This window comes from Microcoleus sp. B5-D4 (genome assembly GCF_036705145.1).
In the GTDB taxonomy this organism is placed as follows: domain Bacteria; phylum Cyanobacteriota; class Cyanobacteriia; order Cyanobacteriales; family Microcoleaceae; genus Microcoleus.
Map to the genome: position 1 here is coordinate 38171 of NZ_JAUBTV010000030.1, position 16519 is coordinate 54689.

Here is a 16519-nt window from a genome sequence, read left to right on the forward strand (position 1 = left end):
TATAGGTAGATGTCAAATCCTAGATTTTAGATTCTTGAATTGTCAATTGTGAAGTATACATCATCAAACCGGGGCCGATCGGGCCTTGACCCTTGGGGGAAGCGGAATGGATAATTAACTTTTGACTAATCATTAATAACTCATCACTCATGAATGCTGAGTGTTGGCTGCTCACTAATCCCCCAAGCACCAAGAAATAGCCAGAAAAATCAAGGCCAGGCTCAGCCAATTAGGGAGGTGGAGCCAGCCAGATAGACCTATAGGTAACAATACCAAGGCCTGTGTCAATAGGGAACCGATCGCCAACAGCAAGGCTAGAAGTATCAAATTTATCATCTTGACACCGTACAATTTCGGATATGAGTCGATCGCCTGTGGCAGAAATCCGAGTGGCACAAGCGAGCGCGATCTTACAGGGATTGTCCTGATAGACATAAGGAAGAGAAGCCAAGAGGTTTTGAACTAATTTAAAAAAAATTATTCTTCCTCCATAGTTTGTATTCGAGGGGCTGCGATGGGTAAATTCTGAGTTGTGATGTTAAGTTGTGACGCCCGGAGTATTGCCATGTTGTTTAATCAGGGAGCCAATTTCAAAAACTGTGCGCTCTTGGGTGCGATCGCCGCGATCGCAGCCCTACCAGTTTTAGCAGAAACAGCCAATTTCGGCACTTTAACTTTATCGCGAGGTTTTGCAGCCCCAACAGCAGTTTTGAGAGGTTCCACAGGCGGATCGTACTCTCTATCTGCCATAGCCAACGCTGATCGCCACAAAAACAAATGTTTGGGTTTTGCCACCCCAACTCCCGACCACATCATAGTCTTGCAACAAAACTTTTCAAAACTCACACTCCAGATCAACAGCGGAGGCAAGGACACGACCTTACTCGTACAAGGCCCCGGTAATGCGGTGCGCTGCGGAGACGATATAGGTCAGAATAAAGATGCTGGCATACTTGATTCAGACTGGCAAGCAGGCTCTTACAGGATTTGGGTAGGTACTCTCGAACCCGGAGTCAAGTCTAACTATACAATCTCAGTACAGGAATAGTCAGTAGTCAGTAGTCAGTAGTCAGTAGTCAGTAGTCAGTAGTTATTGGTTATTTGTTATTGGTTATTTGTTGTCAGTTCCAATGCCCCATGCCCCATGCCCCATGCCCAATTCCCAATGCCCCATGCCCAATTCCCAATTCCCCATGCCCCAATTTCCCCAATCTCCCACTCTCTTAATCTCCCACTACCCAATCTCCCGATCGACCGCTCACTTCCCCATCCAGTAAAATGTAAAATCGAAAGTGGCGTGTTTAACCAAAATAGGTAACTCCGAAAGTGCTAAAGACTCTTAGAGCTGACTTCAGTATAATTTTTGATCGCGACCCTGCCGCTCGCAACTGGCTGGAAGTTTTGTTTTGCTACCCCGGTCTTCAGGCCCTAGTGTTGCACCGCCTCGCACACTGGCTTTATGTGTTGGGACTTCCCTTCATCCCCCGCTTGATTTCCCACATTGCTCGTTTTTTGACCGGAATTGAAATCCACCCAGGGGCAACCATCGGCAAAAGCGTATTCATCGACCACGGTATGGGGGTTGTGATCGGCGAAACAGCGATTATCGGCGATTTTGCCCTAATTTACCAAGGTGTCACCCTTGGCGGTACGGGCAAACAAAGCGGCAAGCGTCACCCTACCGTCGGCGAAAACGTAGTTGTCGGTGCCGGCGCCAAGGTACTCGGCAATCTGCAAATTGGCAATAACGTCCGCATCGGCGCCGGTTCCGTCGTGCTCCGCGACGTACCATCTGACTGTACAGTGGTAGGGATTCCCGGCCGCATCGTCTATCGATCGGGAGTGCGCGTCAATCCCCTAGAACACGGCAGTTTGCCGGATTCGGAAGCTGTGGTAATTCGCTCTTTGCTCGATCGTATCGAATCCCTCGAACAGCAAGTAAAAAGTTTGGTTCCTCAACCATCTGTCTCCTTAACTTCTGATCCCACTTCCCACAATTTCCACTCAGTATCAGAAGCTTTAAACCAAGCCAGCAATGTAGCCTTAGCCGAAAAAACACAGCTAGTTACAACCCCTAGCTGCAAGTTAAAAGATAAAGCAATTCAAGAATTTTTAGACGGCAGCGGCATCTAAAATTTGAATTGGCCAAACAGGGAATTGGCCAAACAGGGAATTGGCAATTGGGCCTGGAAGGTTATTGGTAACAAATAACCAATAACCAATAATCACTGACTAATGACTACCCAGATTTATCAGTGGAGTCGCTTTCTTCAATCTAAAATCTAAAATCTAAAATCTAAAATCGGTTGACTTCTTTTTCAAGGATTAACCGATCGCACAGACCAATTTCCCTCCCCGTCGCGCCGATAAAGCGATCGGTTTTGCGGTTCCCCCCGCAACTCCAACATATCCACCGTTTCCGGTTCCAGCAACAGCAAGCAAAAATTAGGCAGCGGCTCGATCGCATCTGGGGAAGCAGAATCAAAAGCACTAGCCTCGGCTTTGTCATCCCCCGGATGAGGCCAAGCAAACTGCGCTCTAGCCGCCTCAGAAAGCTCCTGCCAAGTTGTGCGGCGCGATGAGCACAACTGGGCCTCTGGATCATCTGCCCCTACCAAAACTAGCTTTCCCGCAATCCGAAATTGTTCGCGAGTTTTCGGGAAATACCAGCAAATTTCCCCCCAAGGATAGAGGTTAATCTCCTCTGCCTTTTGACTGCGAATATCTGTAATAAACTTTAACTGATTAGTATCGGCTAAAAAGCCTCGAAACACCACAGTGCGGTTAGCCGGACGCCCGGTGGCCCGAACAGTTGCTAGCTGCAAGTAACGGGCAAAAGCAAGACTGCGGTTGCGGTGGAGGGCACGAGCTAAGGGCGATCGCCAAAGTGCTAAAGACATAATTAATAACCTATCATATTAGTCATTAGTCATGAGGCATGGGCCAAACAGGGCATTGGGCATTGTTAACCGTTGACTGTTGACTGTTAACTGTTAACCGTTAACTAATGACTAATGACTAATGACTACTGACTAATGACTACTGACTCTTCTTTCTGCTATTGGTAATTCTATGTCAAATTCACTCTCAAAACTCAAAACTATTGAAACTCCCCACAGCGGATACCACTGGGACGGCAGTTCCCGCCGCTTTTTTGAAGGCTGGTACTACCGAATAACATTACCGATTCACGGACAATCCTTTGCATTCATGTATTCCATCGAAGACCCCAGAGGCGGTCAACCTTACAGTGGCGGTGCAGCTCAAATTCTCGGCCCGAAAGATAGCTATTTGTGTCGCACCTTTCCAGATGTAAATAAGTTTTGGGCGCACCGAGAAAGCTTAGGTTTCGGACATTGGGGCAAAACAGATTTACAAATTAAACCCCAATATTTAGAGCCGCAAGTATTCGACAGCAGCGTCGAAGAAGGCTATCAAGCTACTGCTACTTTAAATCAAGGTTATCTGCACGAGCCAGGAAGCGGCAGCCACTGTTTTTGGCAGTACGAAATTAAACCTATTTATGGCTGGGGAAACTCTGATGAAATCCAGAAATCTACGGCGGGAATAGTATCTTTTCTACCCATATTTGAGCCTGGATGGCAAATTTTAATGGCTCACGGTTTAGCCACGGGCTGGATTGATTGGAATGGCGAACGCTACGAATTTAAAGATGCTCCCGCTTACAGCGAAAAAAACTGGGGCGGTGCTTTTCCCCAAAAGTGGTTTTGGATTAATTGCAATTGTTTTCAAGGCGAAAAGGATTTAGCTTTAACTGCGGGCGGCGGCAAGCGGGGCGTGCTGTGGTGGATGGAATCGGTAGCAATGATTTGTCTGCATTACCGAGGCAAGTTTTACGAATTTGTGCCTTGGAATTCGCAAGTTAGTTGGACTATTCAACCTTGGGGAAGCTGGAAAATGCAGGCTAGAAACAGTCAGTTTGAAGTAGAGTTGATTGGCACTACAAACAGTCCTGGTACTTATGTGCGAACTCCTACCGAAAAAGGCATGGCTTTTTGCTGCCGGGATACGACGCACGGTGAATTGCGCTTGCAACTGCGAGAGTTGTTGGGGGGAAATGTGGAAAAAAATGGCAAGCAGCATTCTAGAATTATCTTAGAGGCTCAAAGCTCTTTATCGGGTTTGGAAGTAGGGGGCGGGCCTTGGGATGAAGTTTGGCGATCGAATTAAGTCAGTAGTCATTAGTCAGTAGTCAGTAGTCAGTAGTCAGTAGTCAGTAGTCATTAGTCATTAGTCATTAGTCATTAGTCAGTTAATATAGCAATCCTAAATGATTCAGATAAATTTGTAGGGGTAGTGCCTTTCTTTGCCTACCCCCTATCTATCGAACAACCGGGCGTGGGATTGCCCCTACAACAATTATGCAAATGATTTAGGATTGCTATAGTTAACAGTAGTCAGAACCGCCATGATCAATTTACTCGGTTGGCAATTAGGCAAATTCTACCGCAGCCAGCGGTTACAAAAAACTTTCAAGGTTATTTTGGGAGTAATTTTATGTTTGAGCACAATCTTGATGCCGGCGGCAATTGCTAGTGCTGTCGGTGATTTGTCTCGGCAACCTGTCACCGAAATTACTGTTAGTTTAGGTAACGAAGCTGGGGAACTCAAATTTTTTCCCAATCTGCTAGAATTTGAATCGGGCAAGCGCTATAAATTAGTGCTAAAAAATCCCAGTTCGCAGAAACATTATTTCACTGCTAAAAACTTTGCTGATGCGAGTTGGACTCAAAAAGTTGAAGCTGGTAAAGTGGAAATTAAAGGAAGTATTCACGAACTGGAACTTAAACCGGGTGCTATGGCAGAATGGGTGTTTGTGCCGATGAAATCGGGAACCTACAACCTGCGCTGTACGGTAGCCGGACATACGGAAGCGGGGATGATTGGCAAAATTACGTTAGCGAAGCCCTCGAAGAGGATCGCCTCTTAAATCCCAGTTAATACATTAACAGATTGACTAATTTTTGTGTAATCGGAAAACCAGTCTGACGCTCAAAGTGTATAAACATCGGACTAGGATTTGCCTCTAAAAATACATACTCACCCGTTGGCTTGACACGCCAATCAATAGCAGTCCAATCTAGCATAAATGCCTTTGATATTGCTAAGCATTGTTTTTTAACTGATTCTGGCAAATCTATCGGAATTAGCTCTGCCTCTAAATCTTCCCGAAAATCCAAAGCTTGACTACGAATTTCTGCAGAATAGACTGATTCACCAATGACATAACTGCGAATGTTTGTCCCAGGAATATACTCTTGTATTGTGATTGGTGAAATACTCAAAGCCAAGCCCAGCCGATTAGGTTCTAAATGCGCCTCTGTCATCAACTTGGTATGAGCGCCGCCATAAACGGGCTTAAAAATTGCTTTTTCATGAGGTTCGACAAATTCCCTAACTTGCTCTGGATTGTTACTGATTAAAGTTGCAGGAATTGTCACTCCTATTTGCTTAGCTTTGCTCAGTTGTAGGGGTTTTTCTTTATGAAACTGGTATGCCTGCCAGGAATTAATCCAGCGAGCCGGACAAGCTTGCATTAGCGATCGCACTGTACTCATGGAATCGTTCAATGCAACTTGCTGTTGATTTGCATCTTTTAAAGGTGCAACGCCAACACCGGAAAAATTGCGCCAAAATACACTGTGAATATCTTGAAAATTCAACTGGCGACCTCCGGGTAGCGTCAAACACCCTACCAGGGTATCAGGTTGCCAAGACAGACGTAACTGTCTGGGAAACAGATAGGTATCTAAGTAATCTACTTCTGCACCGGCTTGGGTGAGAGCATCTTTTATATGAGCAGCATGAGCATCTGAATCATTACCCAGAATTAAAATGTTCATGGGAAATTTGAAAATTAAAAATGTGCTAAAATCAACTACAAATATTAAAAGTCGCATCACTTTTTTTGAGAGTGTTGCAACTTTTTATATATTGAGAAAAAAGCCTCGAATGAGGGTGAATGTTGGAAAGTCTTATTACAGAAAAAATCGGAATAGTTCAGGAATTAGGCAGAATCTCTATCATTGTCTGCACGAATGAGATTACCAATCAAGAGGGCCTCCACCGCCTTCAAACCAAGCTTTTGTGTAATATCCTCCACCCTCTTCACCTAGAGCCAGAGTGGTCAGCGGAGGGTCAATGGGAATAGGCTGGGGAGGAAATGCTCCTCCTCCTCCTTCACTTCCCGGACAGGGAGCTGAGATACACTGTATCCCACCACCACCTTCTTCACCTATGGCTAGAGTGGTAGCCATTAATCCACCTCCGATGCGGGTGGCCTGTTCATCAGTTAGCGTCTCTTCAAAATCCAAATCAATTGCTTCCAGATCAGCAATATCTAGATCAAAAGGATGATTCATAAAATTGTCCTACTTGAGTAACAGATTAGGTGTATTGACACATAATCTAAATCAAGAGGATGAAGTGATGTTGCCATTTTGGCAAGTTTCAAAGTAAGTATTGTAAGTGATTATAACTGGCAGTTAAAAAATGTTAAGCTGACTCTAGCGGAGCCATTGTCAGTCCTGCACGGCTCAATTGCATATGATAAAGTTCTGCTTGCTCTTGCGGGCCAACCCAGACAGTGGCCTGGCCTTCGTGGTGGATTTGGTTGGCGAGTTTCCAAGCTTGATCGCTCGTCATCCCTGGAATGTATTTGGTCAAACATTCCACAACGTGCTGAAATGTGTTGAAATCGTCGTTGAGGACTATTACCCGATAGTTGGGATAAGGTTTGCGGGTAACTTGACTCGATCGAACGGGTGCTATGGTTGGTGAAGAGGTCATCGCGCGAACAGCCACTGAAACTACAAGATTTGTAAAATAGTTACCTCTAAAATTGTAACACTATTTCAAAATTTTTCAACCCCTACTTGGTATTTTGATCCGCTTCGGGGTTTATTTGCACCACCGGGCCCGGCGTTAGATTTCTCCAGAAATTGTGGGGAGTAGGGGTTAGGCATCCTACCCCCCATTGACAGGCTTTTGAGGAGAAATCTCTTGCACCGCGCCGATTAAACTACAGTTAACACTCGATCGACCTCAGAAGTGTCGCCGCTGTGAGAGTACGCTTGCACCAGAAGTTGCTTTAAATCTTCAATCAGCGGATAACGGGGGTTCGCTCCGGTACACTGATCGTCAAAAGCATGATCGGCCATTTCCTCAACGCGAGCAAAAAAGAAATCATCACTCATTCCCTGACTGGCGATCGCCTCCTGAATCGTGCTAGGAAGCTCTACCTCACGCTTGAGAGCTTCCACCGCTTCGATCAACTTCTCAACTTTCTCATCTTCTGTATCGCCGCCCAAATTCAGATAGTCCGCAATTCGAGCATAACGCCACTTGCTGTTAGGATACTTGTTTTGAGAAAAAATCGCTTGTTTGAACGGAACATCCGTTGCATTGTAGCGAATTACATGGGAAATCATCAGCGCATTCGCTAAACCGTGAGGGACGTGGCAAGTTGCACCTAATTGGTGAGCTACTGAGTGACAAACCCCCAGAAAAGAGTTGGCAAATGCCATCCCGGCCATCGTAGCAGCATAATGTACTTTCTCCCGCGCTTTCGGATCGTTAGCACCATTTTTGTAAGCGCTGGGCAGGTATTTAAACAGCAAACGAATCGATTCTAAAGCCAAACCATTTGTATACTCAGAAGCCAACACAGAAACATAAGCTTCTAAAGCGTGGGTTAGCGCATCAATGCCACCGTAAGCAGTCAGTTTCCGGGGCATATTCAGCGTAAGTTCTGGATCGACGATCGCCATACTCGGAGTCAGAGCATAATCTGCAAGCGGATACTTAATCCCCGATCGTTCATCCGTAACAACCGCAAAAGGCGTGACTTCCGAACCCGTTCCCGAAGTAGTTGGAATTGCCACCATAATTGCCTTTGAACCCAAAGGCGGCAGTTCGTATACCCGCTTGCGGATATCCATAAACCGCATCGCCAATCCTTCAAACTCAATTTCTGGATGCTCGTACATCAGCCACATTACTTTAGCAGCATCCATCGGCGAGCCACCACCAAAGGCAATAATCGCATCTGGATGGAAACTATTGCAGATTTCTAAACCTTTGCGAACAGTAGCCAGCGAAGGATCGGGTTCCACATCGTAAAATGTGTAGTGATCGATGCCGATTTCTTCCAAACTATCTGTGACTTCCTTAGTCAATCCCAATTCAAACAAAGGTTTATCCGTGACGATCAAAGCACGTTTCTTACCTGCAAGATCCCTCAAAGCTACAGGAAGACAACCCGACTTAAAATAAATCTTGGGAGGAATGCGGAACCAGAGCATATTCTCGCGCCGTTCTGCTACGGTTTTGATATTGAGCAGGTGATGGGGTGTCACGTTGACAGAAATCGAATTATCGCCCCAGCTACCGCAACCGAGGGTAAGGGAGGGATCGAGGCGGAAATTGTACAAATCGCCGATCGCACCTTGAGAAGAAGGCGTATTAATCAGCACCCGCGAAGTCTCTAGTTTGCTTTCAAAATAACGAATGTGCTTCTGATTGTGCGGAGCCGTGTAGAGTACAGAAGTATGTCCGTGTCCGCCAAAAATTATCAGCGCTTCAGCTTTGTCTACTGCTTCAGTAAAGTCCTTGGCGCGGTACATGGCGAGAATCGGCGAAAGTTTTTCACAAGCAAAGGGTTCTTCTTTACCAACCGCCTCCACTTCTCCAATCAAAACCCTGATGTTTGACGGCACTACAAAACCAGCAATCTGCGCCACCTTTTGCACCGATTGTCCGACTATTTCGGCATTCAATCGACCATCAATTAAGATTACCTGGCGCACTTTGTCCCGTTCTTCAGCATTCAGGAAATAAGCACCGCGCTTGATAAATTCCAGTTGCACGGCATCGTACACCTCATCCACAACAACTACCGATTGTTCCGAAGCACAAATCGTGCCGTTGTCGAAAGTTTTGCTGAGCAAAATTGAGCTGACAGCCATTTGGATGTGAGCGGTTTCATCGATGATGGCGGGAGTATTTCCAGCGCCGACACCGAGGGAGGGATGTCCTGAAGAGTAGGCAGCTTTTACCATTCCCGGCCCGCCAGTTGCCAAAATTAGTTTGATATCGGGGTGCTGCATCAAAGCTTGGGAAAGTGGCACAGTTGGCTCATCAATCCACCCAATAATATCCGGTGGTGCGCCGGCTGCTACAGCAGCATCGAGGAGGATTTTTGCCGCCGCAGCCGTGCAGGATTTGGCGCGGGGATGGGGCGAAAATATAATGCCATTTCTCGTCTTGAGCACGATTAATGACTTAAAGATGGTGGTGGAAGTCGGGTTAGTTACAGGAACGATTCCCGCTAGCAATCCCACGGGCTCGGCAATGCGTTCGTAGCCAAAATGCCGATCGGACTCGATGATACCGCAAGTCTTGTCGTTTTTATATTTGTTGTAAATCATTTCCGAGGCAAAATGATTTTTGATTGCCTTATCTTCGATGACTCCCATTCCCGATTCTTTGACTGCTGCTTTGGCTAAGGGAATGCGGGCGGCATTAGCGGCTAAAGCTGCTTGCTTGAATATGCGATCGACCTGTTCTTGAGTGTAGGTGGCAAATTCAGCTTGGGCTGCTTTCACTTTTTGAATTAGGACTTCTAATTCTTCTAAATTGGTAACTTTCATGTGATTTTTCGTGATGTGGATTTCGGAAAAATTATTGCCTCAATCTTTGATTGGTAGGGAACCTGCAGATCGACGCAGATAATTTCAAGATTGTGGGTGACTTGTGAACGTGGCCTTTTAATTATTATATACCGCTAGCTCCGATCGCATTTAGCCCGCGACTGCGAAAAATATCAACAGTTTGTTGCACGAGTTCCGGTGAAGCTGGAGGTGTATCCTTGAGTTCGTAATCCAATTTTAATTGTTCCCATTTGTATTCTCCCATTTTATGAAATGGTAATACTTCTACTTTTTCCACATTGTTCAGATTGGCAATAAACTCCGCTAATTTTTCTACGTTTTCGATGTGATCGGTGAGGTGAGGAACTAGAACGAAGCGAATCCACGTCGGTTTGCCAATTTCGCTGAGATATTTGGCCATTGCTAAAGTAGGCTCGATGGAAACATTGGTGACTTTGTAATAGAGTTCGGGAATGTAGGATTTGATGTCCAACAAAACCAGATCGGTCATTTCCAGAACCGGTTTAGCAACGTCTAAAACACAGAAGCCTGATGTGTCCAGCGCTGTATGCAAACCCATTTGATGACAGCGGGTAAAGATTTCTTTGACAAAATCCGGCTGCATCAACGGTTCGCCGCCGCTGACGGTAACGCCTCCTTTCCGTAGGTAGGATTTACATTTTGTAATTTGCTCGATTAAATAATCGACGGTTACTTCTTTACCATCGTGGGAATTGCGACAGTCGGGATTGTGACAGTACAGACAGCGTAACGGACAGCCTTGGGTGAAGACGATAAACCGGATTCCGGGGCCGTCTACGGTACCAAAAGTTTCGATTGAGTGAATGCGTCCAATTCCAGACATTGATTTTGCTGTTTGTTGGTGATGTTTCGAGATTAGGAATGGGGGAATCTCGGTGTTAACTTAAGCCTGGAAACTTGCGGATTTTTCGTTGGGTTGCTGAGGCTCGATCCCCCTAAATCCCCCTTAAGAAGGGGAGTAGGGGTTGGCTTTGAGAAGTGGACGGTTCCCCTTGAATCCCCAGATAGTCGGGGGAATTCAAGAATACTCTTGTTCCCCCCTTCTTAAGGGGGGTTAGGGGGGATCTGACCTCATGGTTCAACAGCGAAACTAGAAGAAAAAAGACTTATGCAGAACCAATTATGTAGGCGCTTCTTGAGTCCCCCTCTGCTCGGACTTCGTTTGACAAGGAGCGGTTTCAACGAGATCATCTCAATGAAAGCCGCCCTCCGCTAGAAATTCGAGTTAGGAGTCAGGAGTCAGGAGCCAGGAGAAAAGAGGAAGAAGGAAGAAGGAAGAAGGAAGGAGCCAGAAGAAGTGTTTTTACAAATATGAGATGCTCCCGGTTTCAACCGCCGATTCCAATGGAATTTACACGCGTTCGTGGAATGTGCGTTTAATCACATCTAATTGCTGTTCGCGGGTAAGTTTGATGAAATTAACCGCATAACCGGAGACGCGAATTGTTAGCTGGGGATAGTTTTCTGGATGTTCCATCGCATCTAGTAATGTTTGCCGATCGAGCGCGTTAACATTGATGTGATGGCCGCCATCGTGGAAGTAACCGTCTAACAGACCAACTAGGTTATTAGTCCGATCGCTCTCCATTCTGCCCAAGGCCTGCGGTACAATCGAAAAAGTATTCGATATGCCATCTTGACAATCACTGTAAGGCAGTTTCGCTACAGAAGATAAGGATGCGATCGCCCCACAGGAATCTCGGCCGTGCATCGGGTTAGCGCCAGGAGCAAAGGGTTCGCCTGCTTTACGTCCGTCGGGAGTGCTACCAGTTTTTTTGCCGTAAACTACGTTAGAGGTAATTGTGAGTACCGATTGAGTCGCTACAGCGCCGCGGTAGGTTTTGTGCTGGCGAATTTCGTTCATGAAGCTTTGCACAAGTTCGATCGCCACACTGTCTACGCGATCGTCATTATTGCCGTATTTTGGATATTCTCCTTCGATCGAGTAATCTACTGCCAAACCTTGCTCGTTGCGAAGCACCTTAACTTTAGCGTGTTTAATCGCCGACAGGGAATCTGCCACCACCGACAATCCGGCAATTCCGCAGGCCATTGTCCGGTAAACATCGCGATCGTGCAATGCCATTTCCAGCCGTTCGTAGCAGTATTTGTCGTGCATATAGTGAATGACATTCAACGTATTGATATACGTTTTTGCCAACCACGCCATCATGTCGTGGAACCGCGCTCTTACCTCGTCATAATCGAGATATTCGGTAGTAATCGGTGGGAACTGGGGCGCGATTTGGTCGCCGGACTTCTCATCTTTACCGCCGTTAATCGCATAGAGCAAAGTCTTAGCTAAGTTAACTCGCGCGCCGAAAAACTGCATTTGCTTGCCAATTCGCATGGCGGAAACACAACAGGCGATCGCGTAATCATCGCCGTATTGAGGACGCATCAAGTCGTCGTTTTCGTACTGAATAGAACTTGTGTCGCTGGATACCTTCGCACAGAATTCTTTGAAGTTTTCCGGCAAGTTTTCCGACCACAAAACGGTGAGATTTGGTTCGGGTGCAGTACCGAGGTTTGACAGGGTGTGCAAGAATCGGAAACTGTTACGAGTTACCAATGTTCTACCGTCATCGCTGATACCGCCGATCGCCTCTGTTACCCAAGTTGGATCGCCAGAAAACAGAGCGTTATAGTCGGGAGTCCGCAAAAACCGCACCATGCGGAGTTTCATTACAAAATGGTCGATCAGTTCTTGCAATTCCACTTCGGAACTCGCGCCACTTTGTAAATCGCGCTCGAAATAAATGTCTAAAAACGTCGATACGCGGCCGAGAGACATCGCTGCCCCGTTTTGTTCTTTCACTGCTCCCAAGTAGCCAAAATACAGCCACTGGACAGCTTCTCGTGCGTTTGCTGCCGGACGGCTAATATCAAAGCCGTAGCTAGCCGCCATTTCTTTTAACTCAAACAATGCCCGAATTTGCTCGGATAACTCTTCGCGCAAGCGAATTGTTGCCTCGTCCATCGTGTCTAGTTCGAGTGATTCTTGCTGTGTTTTTTTATCCTCAATTAGGCGATCGACACCGTACAAAGCAACGCGCCGATAGTCACCAATTATCCGCCCGCGTCCATAGGCATCTGGCAAACCTGTGATGATACCAGAACGTCTTGCCAGACGCATCGAGCGCGTGTAAACATCGAATACACCATCGTTATGAGTTTTGCGATATTTCGTAAATATTTCTTCTGTTTGCCGATCGAGCTGATAGCCGTAAGCTTCTAAACCTGCCTTGACAACGCGAATCCCGCCCAAGGGCATAATCGCGCGTTTCAAAGGTCGATCGGTTTGCAAACCTACTATTTGTTCTAAGTCGCGGTCGATGTATCCTGCTGCATGAGCCGTGATGGATGTGGGAACTTTTGTATCAACATCCAATACACCTTTTTCGCGCTCTTGCTTCATTAATTCCAGAACTTTTTGCCAAAGCTGCTGGGTTTTTTCGGTTGGTGCTGTGAGAAATTCTGCATTCCCTTCGTAGGGGGTGTAATTCTTTTGGATGAAGTCTCTGACGTTGACTTCGTTTGTCCAGTTGCCTTCAGTAAAGCCGTGCCATTCTGCAAACATAGCTTGCTTTCACCTCAATTTTTTATTAGCGATCGATCTTTTCTGCTTCGACCACTACATCTAGTATATATTTAATCTCACTATTTTAAAGATCCTGTTCGCTATTTGTTACAAAAGTTGACTTGCTAATTCGGGGGGAAGAATTAAGATAGATAGTAGGCAGAGCATCCTCGTGAATTGTTGAGGAAGCTCTGACCAAAGGGGTTCCCGAACTAACACTTAGACAACCCAAATGTTGTTTAAGGGCGGGCGTGTCGGAAACGGGCAATGAGATTTTTTTTTTCAGGAACCGCGAACACCCGAAGAAGATGAAGAAAAAGCAGAAAAAAAGCAGAAAAAGAGTTCGGATTTGATTCGGTGATTGTTATCGAAAGCAGAGCAATATTAATTGCTGATTAATTGAAGTAGGTACTATGCAGATAAATTCAATGAATCAAAGCACTGCGAGCGATCGGGCTCACGATATTTGGAAAGAACAGCGTCATCCGCTCGATCGGATTTTTCGGCCTCGCTCCGTGGCTGTAATCGGCGCAACAGAGAGAGAAGGAAGCGTCGGACGAACTCTCCTGTGGAACTTGATTCGGAATCCGTTTGGCGGAACAGTTTTTCCAGTGAATCCGCAGCGCCACAGCGTCTTGGGACTCAAGTCTTATCCTGACATTGCTAGCGTCCCGGAAGTAGTGGATCTGGCGGTGATTGCTACGCCTGCTGCTGGGGTGCCACAAGTGATCCGCGAATGTATCGCTGCTGGGGTGAAAGGGGCAATTATTGTTTCTGCTGGGTTTAAAGAGATTGGTGCGGCTGGGGAGGCTTTAGAACAGCAAGTTATGGCCGAGGCGCGTCTGGGCGGAATGCGGATTATCGGCCCAAATTGCCTCGGCGTAATGAATCCTGTGCTTGGGCTCAATGCTACTTTTGCAGGTACGATCGCCCGTCCGGGTAATGTCGCCTTCATCAGTCAAAGCGGCGCCCTCTGTACTTCGATTCTCGACTGGAGTTTGGGGGAAAATGTCGGTTTTAGCGCCTTTGTATCGATCGGCTCTATGCTCGATGTCGGTTGGGGCGATCTGATCGAGTATTTCGGGGACGATCCCCATACCCACAGTATCGTTTTGTACATGGAATCTATGGGTGATGCTCGTTCGTTCCTGTCCGCCGCCCGCCCAGTGGCGATCGACAAACCGATCATCATTCTCAAGGTAGGACGTACCGCTGCCGCCGCCCAAGCCGCCGCTTCCCATACGGGGGCTTTGACCGGTAGCGATGACGTGCTTAACGCTGCTTTCCGCCGCTGTGGCGCGTTGCGCGTACATACGATTTCCGATTTGTTCGACATGGCAGAAATTCTGGCCAAGCAACCGCGACCGCAGGGCAACCGCCTATCGATCGTCACCAATGCAGGAGGCCCAGGGGCGATCGCCACTGATGCCTTAATTAGCGACGGCGGTGCCCTGGCAGATTTGGCACCGGAGACGCTGCAGCGGCTTGATGAGTTTTTGCCACCTCAGTGGAGTCATCACAACCCGATCGATATTTTGGGCGATGCTAGTAGCGATCTTTACGCCAAAACTCTAGAAGTTGTCGCTCCCGATCCCAATAGTGACGGATTGCTGGTCATCCTGACGCCACAAGCGATGACAAATCCCACCCAAACCGCAGAAAAACTCAAGTCTTACAGCCAACTCGGAAAGCCCTTATTAGCAAGCTGGATGGGCGGTGTGGAAGTGTCAGCGGGAACGCAAATTCTCAATCAGGCAAATATTCCGACTTTTCCCTATCCCGATACCGCCGTCAGGTTATTCAACTATATGTGGCGGTACACATACAACCTGCGCGCTATCTACGAAACGCCTTCTCTCCCCGCTGAGTGCGAAATCGAGACTTCCGGGTGTGCGACTGCTGCGAAGATTTTGACTGCCGCGGGCCAAAACAATCGCACTCTATTAACCGAGTACGAATCAAAACAGTTGCTAGCAGCTTACGGCATTCCCACCGTAGCGACAGAAATTGCAGCAAGTGCGGCCGAAGCTGTGGAAATTGCCGATCGCCTGGGTTATCCAGTGGTGCTAAAACTGCATTCTGAGACGATTACTCACAAAACCGATGTGGGGGGCGTAAAACTAAATTTAGGCGATGCTAACGCTGTAATTAGTGCCTTTGAGGCGATCGCCCAGCGGGTACGGGCGATTGATCCTGCAGCGTTTCTCGGCGTGACAGTGCAGCCGATGGTGCATTTGGAAGGCTATGAACTAATTTTGGGTAGCAGTATTGACCCACAATTTGGGCCGGTGATGCTGTTTGGTTCCGGCGGACAATTAGTGGAAGTCTTTCAAGATCGCTCGCTCGCACTTCCGCCTTTAAATACTACCCTAGCGCGCCGGATGATGGAGCAAACGCGCATCTATAAAGCTTTGCAAGGAGTGCGCGGTCGATCGGCAATTGACCTGGTACAACTCGAACAGTTATTAGTTCGTTTTAGTCAACTGATTGTAGAGCAACCTCAAATTGCCGAGATTGATATTAATCCACTGTTGGTTTCTCCTGAAGGTGCGATCGCTCTTGATGCCCGCGTTGTTCTGCAAACAACGGAAAACCCCATTTCACCCGCGATTCGCCCCTATCCTACGCAATACGTTCAAACCTGGTCAACGGAGGGCGATCGTCCCATCACCATCCGTCCGATTCGTCCTGAAGATGAGCCACTGATGGTGCTCTTCCACGAAGAACTTTCGGAAGAGAGCGTGTATTTGCGCTACGCTCACATGGTAAAGTTAAAGCACCGCATCGCTCACGAACGTTTGACCCGGATTTGTTTTATTGACTACGATCGGGAAATGGTGTTAGTAGCCGATCGTCAAGACCCGGAAACCTCAGAACACCGGATTTTGGGAGTAGCGCGTCTGAGCAAACTCCACGGCACAAACCAAGCCGAATTTGCGCTGATCGTTAGCGATAGCTATCAGCAGCGCGGTTTGGGAACAGAATTATTGAGGCGGATGCTGCAAATTGGTCAGGAAGAGAAATTAGAGGCGATCGTTGGCTACATTCTCAATAGCAACTACCAGATGCAGAGCCTCTGTAAAAAACTAGGATTTGAACTCCAACCAGACCGAGGCGAAGGAATGTTGAAAGCTGTTTTTGTTTGCTAATAGCAAGTTGGGTTAAATAATTCTCATTCATCACAACTAAAGTCCTCACTACAAACCTATAAAGTTTGTAGTGAGGA

At 47.0% G+C, this 16519-nt stretch carries 14 protein-coding genes; 5 read left to right on the forward strand and 9 right to left on the reverse strand.

All coding sequences use genetic code 11. The features are described 5' to 3' along the window. Nucleotides 1–19: 19 nt before the first annotated feature. Both QUB10_RS16115 and QUB10_RS16120 read right to left on the reverse strand, forming a co-directional pair. A complete protein-coding gene (locus QUB10_RS16115) occupies nt 20–151 on the reverse strand; it encodes a hypothetical protein (protein WP_333203578.1) in 132 nt (43 codons plus the stop codon). A gap of 78 nt (nt 152–229) precedes the next feature. Next, nucleotides 230–451 carry a hypothetical protein gene (locus QUB10_RS16120; RefSeq protein ID WP_333203580.1) on the reverse strand — a complete coding sequence of 74 codons (222 nt, stop codon included), beginning with the start codon at nt 449–451 and terminating at the stop codon, nt 230–232. Nucleotides 452–565: 114 nt separating this feature from the next. On the opposite strand from QUB10_RS16120, the gene QUB10_RS16125 reads away from it, so the two are divergent. Together QUB10_RS16125 and cysE are read left to right on the forward strand one after the other, a co-directional pair. Next, nucleotides 566–1048 carry a hypothetical protein gene (locus tag QUB10_RS16125; protein ID WP_333203582.1) on the forward strand — a complete coding sequence of 161 codons (483 nt, stop codon included), beginning with the start codon at nt 566–568 and terminating at the stop codon, nt 1046–1048. Nucleotides 1049–1326: 278 nt separating this feature from the next. After that, a complete protein-coding gene (gene cysE / locus QUB10_RS16130; RefSeq protein ID WP_333203584.1) occupies nt 1327–2133 on the forward strand; it encodes a serine O-acetyltransferase in 807 nt (268 codons plus the stop codon). 185 nt (nt 2134–2318) lie between these two features. Here cysE and QUB10_RS16135 read toward each other — a convergent pair whose 3' ends face one another. Next, a complete protein-coding gene (locus QUB10_RS16135; RefSeq protein WP_333203586.1) occupies nt 2319–2900 on the reverse strand; it encodes an Npun_F5749 family FMN-dependent PPOX-type flavoprotein in 582 nt (193 codons plus the stop codon). Between the two features lie 172 nt (nt 2901–3072). Here QUB10_RS16135 and QUB10_RS16140 point away from each other — a divergent pair, with 172 nt between their 5' ends. Together QUB10_RS16140 and QUB10_RS16145 are read left to right on the forward strand one after the other, a co-directional pair. Then, nucleotides 3073–4191 (forward strand): tocopherol cyclase family protein, encoded by a 1119-nt coding sequence (locus QUB10_RS16140; RefSeq protein ID WP_333203588.1) that lies wholly within the window; start codon nt 3073–3075, stop codon nt 4189–4191. 238 nt (nt 4192–4429) lie between these two features. After that, nucleotides 4430–4951, forward strand: a complete 522-nt coding sequence (locus QUB10_RS16145) for a plastocyanin/azurin family copper-binding protein (protein WP_333203590.1) — start codon at nt 4430–4432, stop codon at nt 4949–4951. Between the two features lie 7 nt (nt 4952–4958). Here the strand turns inward: QUB10_RS16145 and QUB10_RS16150 are convergent, their stop codons facing one another. The 6 genes from QUB10_RS16150 to pflB all read right to left on the reverse strand — a co-directional run bounded on the left by QUB10_RS16150 (nt 4959) and on the right by pflB (nt 13293). Continuing rightward, nucleotides 4959–5864: a hypothetical protein gene (locus QUB10_RS16150; protein WP_333203592.1), complete on the reverse strand. Its 906-nt coding sequence runs from the start codon at nt 5862–5864 to the stop codon at nt 4959–4961. Nucleotides 5865–6065: 201 nt separating this feature from the next. Then, nucleotides 6066–6383 carry a hypothetical protein gene (locus tag QUB10_RS16155; RefSeq protein WP_333203594.1) on the reverse strand — a complete coding sequence of 106 codons (318 nt, stop codon included), beginning with the start codon at nt 6381–6383 and terminating at the stop codon, nt 6066–6068. 133 nt (nt 6384–6516) lie between these two features. Then, nucleotides 6517–6810 (reverse strand): ATP-dependent Clp protease adapter ClpS, encoded by a 294-nt coding sequence (clpS, locus tag QUB10_RS16160; RefSeq protein ID WP_190743461.1) that lies wholly within the window; start codon nt 6808–6810, stop codon nt 6517–6519. 227 nt (nt 6811–7037) lie between these two features. Next, nucleotides 7038–9671, reverse strand: a complete 2634-nt coding sequence (gene adhE, locus QUB10_RS16165) for a bifunctional acetaldehyde-CoA/alcohol dehydrogenase (protein WP_333203596.1) — start codon at nt 9669–9671, stop codon at nt 7038–7040. A 124-nt stretch (nt 9672–9795) separates the two neighbouring features. Beyond that, nucleotides 9796–10536 carry a pyruvate formate-lyase-activating protein gene (gene pflA / locus QUB10_RS16170; protein WP_333203598.1) on the reverse strand — a complete coding sequence of 247 codons (741 nt, stop codon included), beginning with the start codon at nt 10534–10536 and terminating at the stop codon, nt 9796–9798. A gap of 528 nt (nt 10537–11064) precedes the next feature. Continuing rightward, entirely contained in the window at nt 11065–13293 is a 2229-nt protein-coding gene (gene pflB, locus QUB10_RS16175; RefSeq protein WP_333203600.1) for a formate C-acetyltransferase, read from the reverse strand. A 428-nt stretch (nt 13294–13721) separates the two neighbouring features. Between pflB and QUB10_RS16180 the strand changes: the two genes are divergently transcribed. Then, entirely contained in the window at nt 13722–16442 is a 2721-nt protein-coding gene (locus tag QUB10_RS16180; RefSeq protein WP_333203602.1) for a bifunctional acetate--CoA ligase family protein/GNAT family N-acetyltransferase, read from the forward strand. The last annotated feature ends 77 nt before the right edge of the window (nt 16443–16519 follow it).

Excerpts from the sequence above, each read along its gene's own strand:
- QUB10_RS16115 (WP_333203578.1), bottom strand. The coding sequence starts at position 151 with ATGAGTGATGAGTTATTAATGATTAGTCAAAAGTTAATTATCCATTCC.
- QUB10_RS16180 (WP_333203602.1), top strand. The coding sequence starts at position 13,722 with ATGAATCAAAGCACTGCGAGCGATCGGGCTCACGATATTTGGAAAGAA.
- QUB10_RS16140 (WP_333203588.1), top strand. The coding sequence starts at position 3,073 with ATGTCAAATTCACTCTCAAAACTCAAAACTATTGAAACTCCCCACAGC.
- pflB (WP_333203600.1), bottom strand. The coding sequence starts at position 13,293 with ATGTTTGCAGAATGGCACGGCTTTACTGAAGGCAACTGGACAAACGAA.
- pflA (WP_333203598.1), bottom strand. The coding sequence starts at position 10,536 with ATGTCTGGAATTGGACGCATTCACTCAATCGAAACTTTTGGTACCGTA.
- QUB10_RS16155 (WP_333203594.1), bottom strand. The coding sequence starts at position 6,383 with ATGAATCATCCTTTTGATCTAGATATTGCTGATCTGGAAGCAATTGAT.
- QUB10_RS16150 (WP_333203592.1), bottom strand. The coding sequence starts at position 5,864 with ATGAACATTTTAATTCTGGGTAATGATTCAGATGCTCATGCTGCTCAT.
- QUB10_RS16135 (WP_333203586.1), bottom strand. The coding sequence starts at position 2,900 with ATGTCTTTAGCACTTTGGCGATCGCCCTTAGCTCGTGCCCTCCACCGC.
- QUB10_RS16125 (WP_333203582.1), top strand. The coding sequence starts at position 566 with ATGTTGTTTAATCAGGGAGCCAATTTCAAAAACTGTGCGCTCTTGGGT.
- adhE (WP_333203596.1), bottom strand. The coding sequence starts at position 9,671 with ATGAAAGTTACCAATTTAGAAGAATTAGAAGTCCTAATTCAAAAAGTG.
- QUB10_RS16145 (WP_333203590.1), top strand. The coding sequence starts at position 4,430 with ATGATCAATTTACTCGGTTGGCAATTAGGCAAATTCTACCGCAGCCAG.
- clpS (WP_190743461.1), bottom strand. The coding sequence starts at position 6,810 with ATGACCTCTTCACCAACCATAGCACCCGTTCGATCGAGTCAAGTTACC.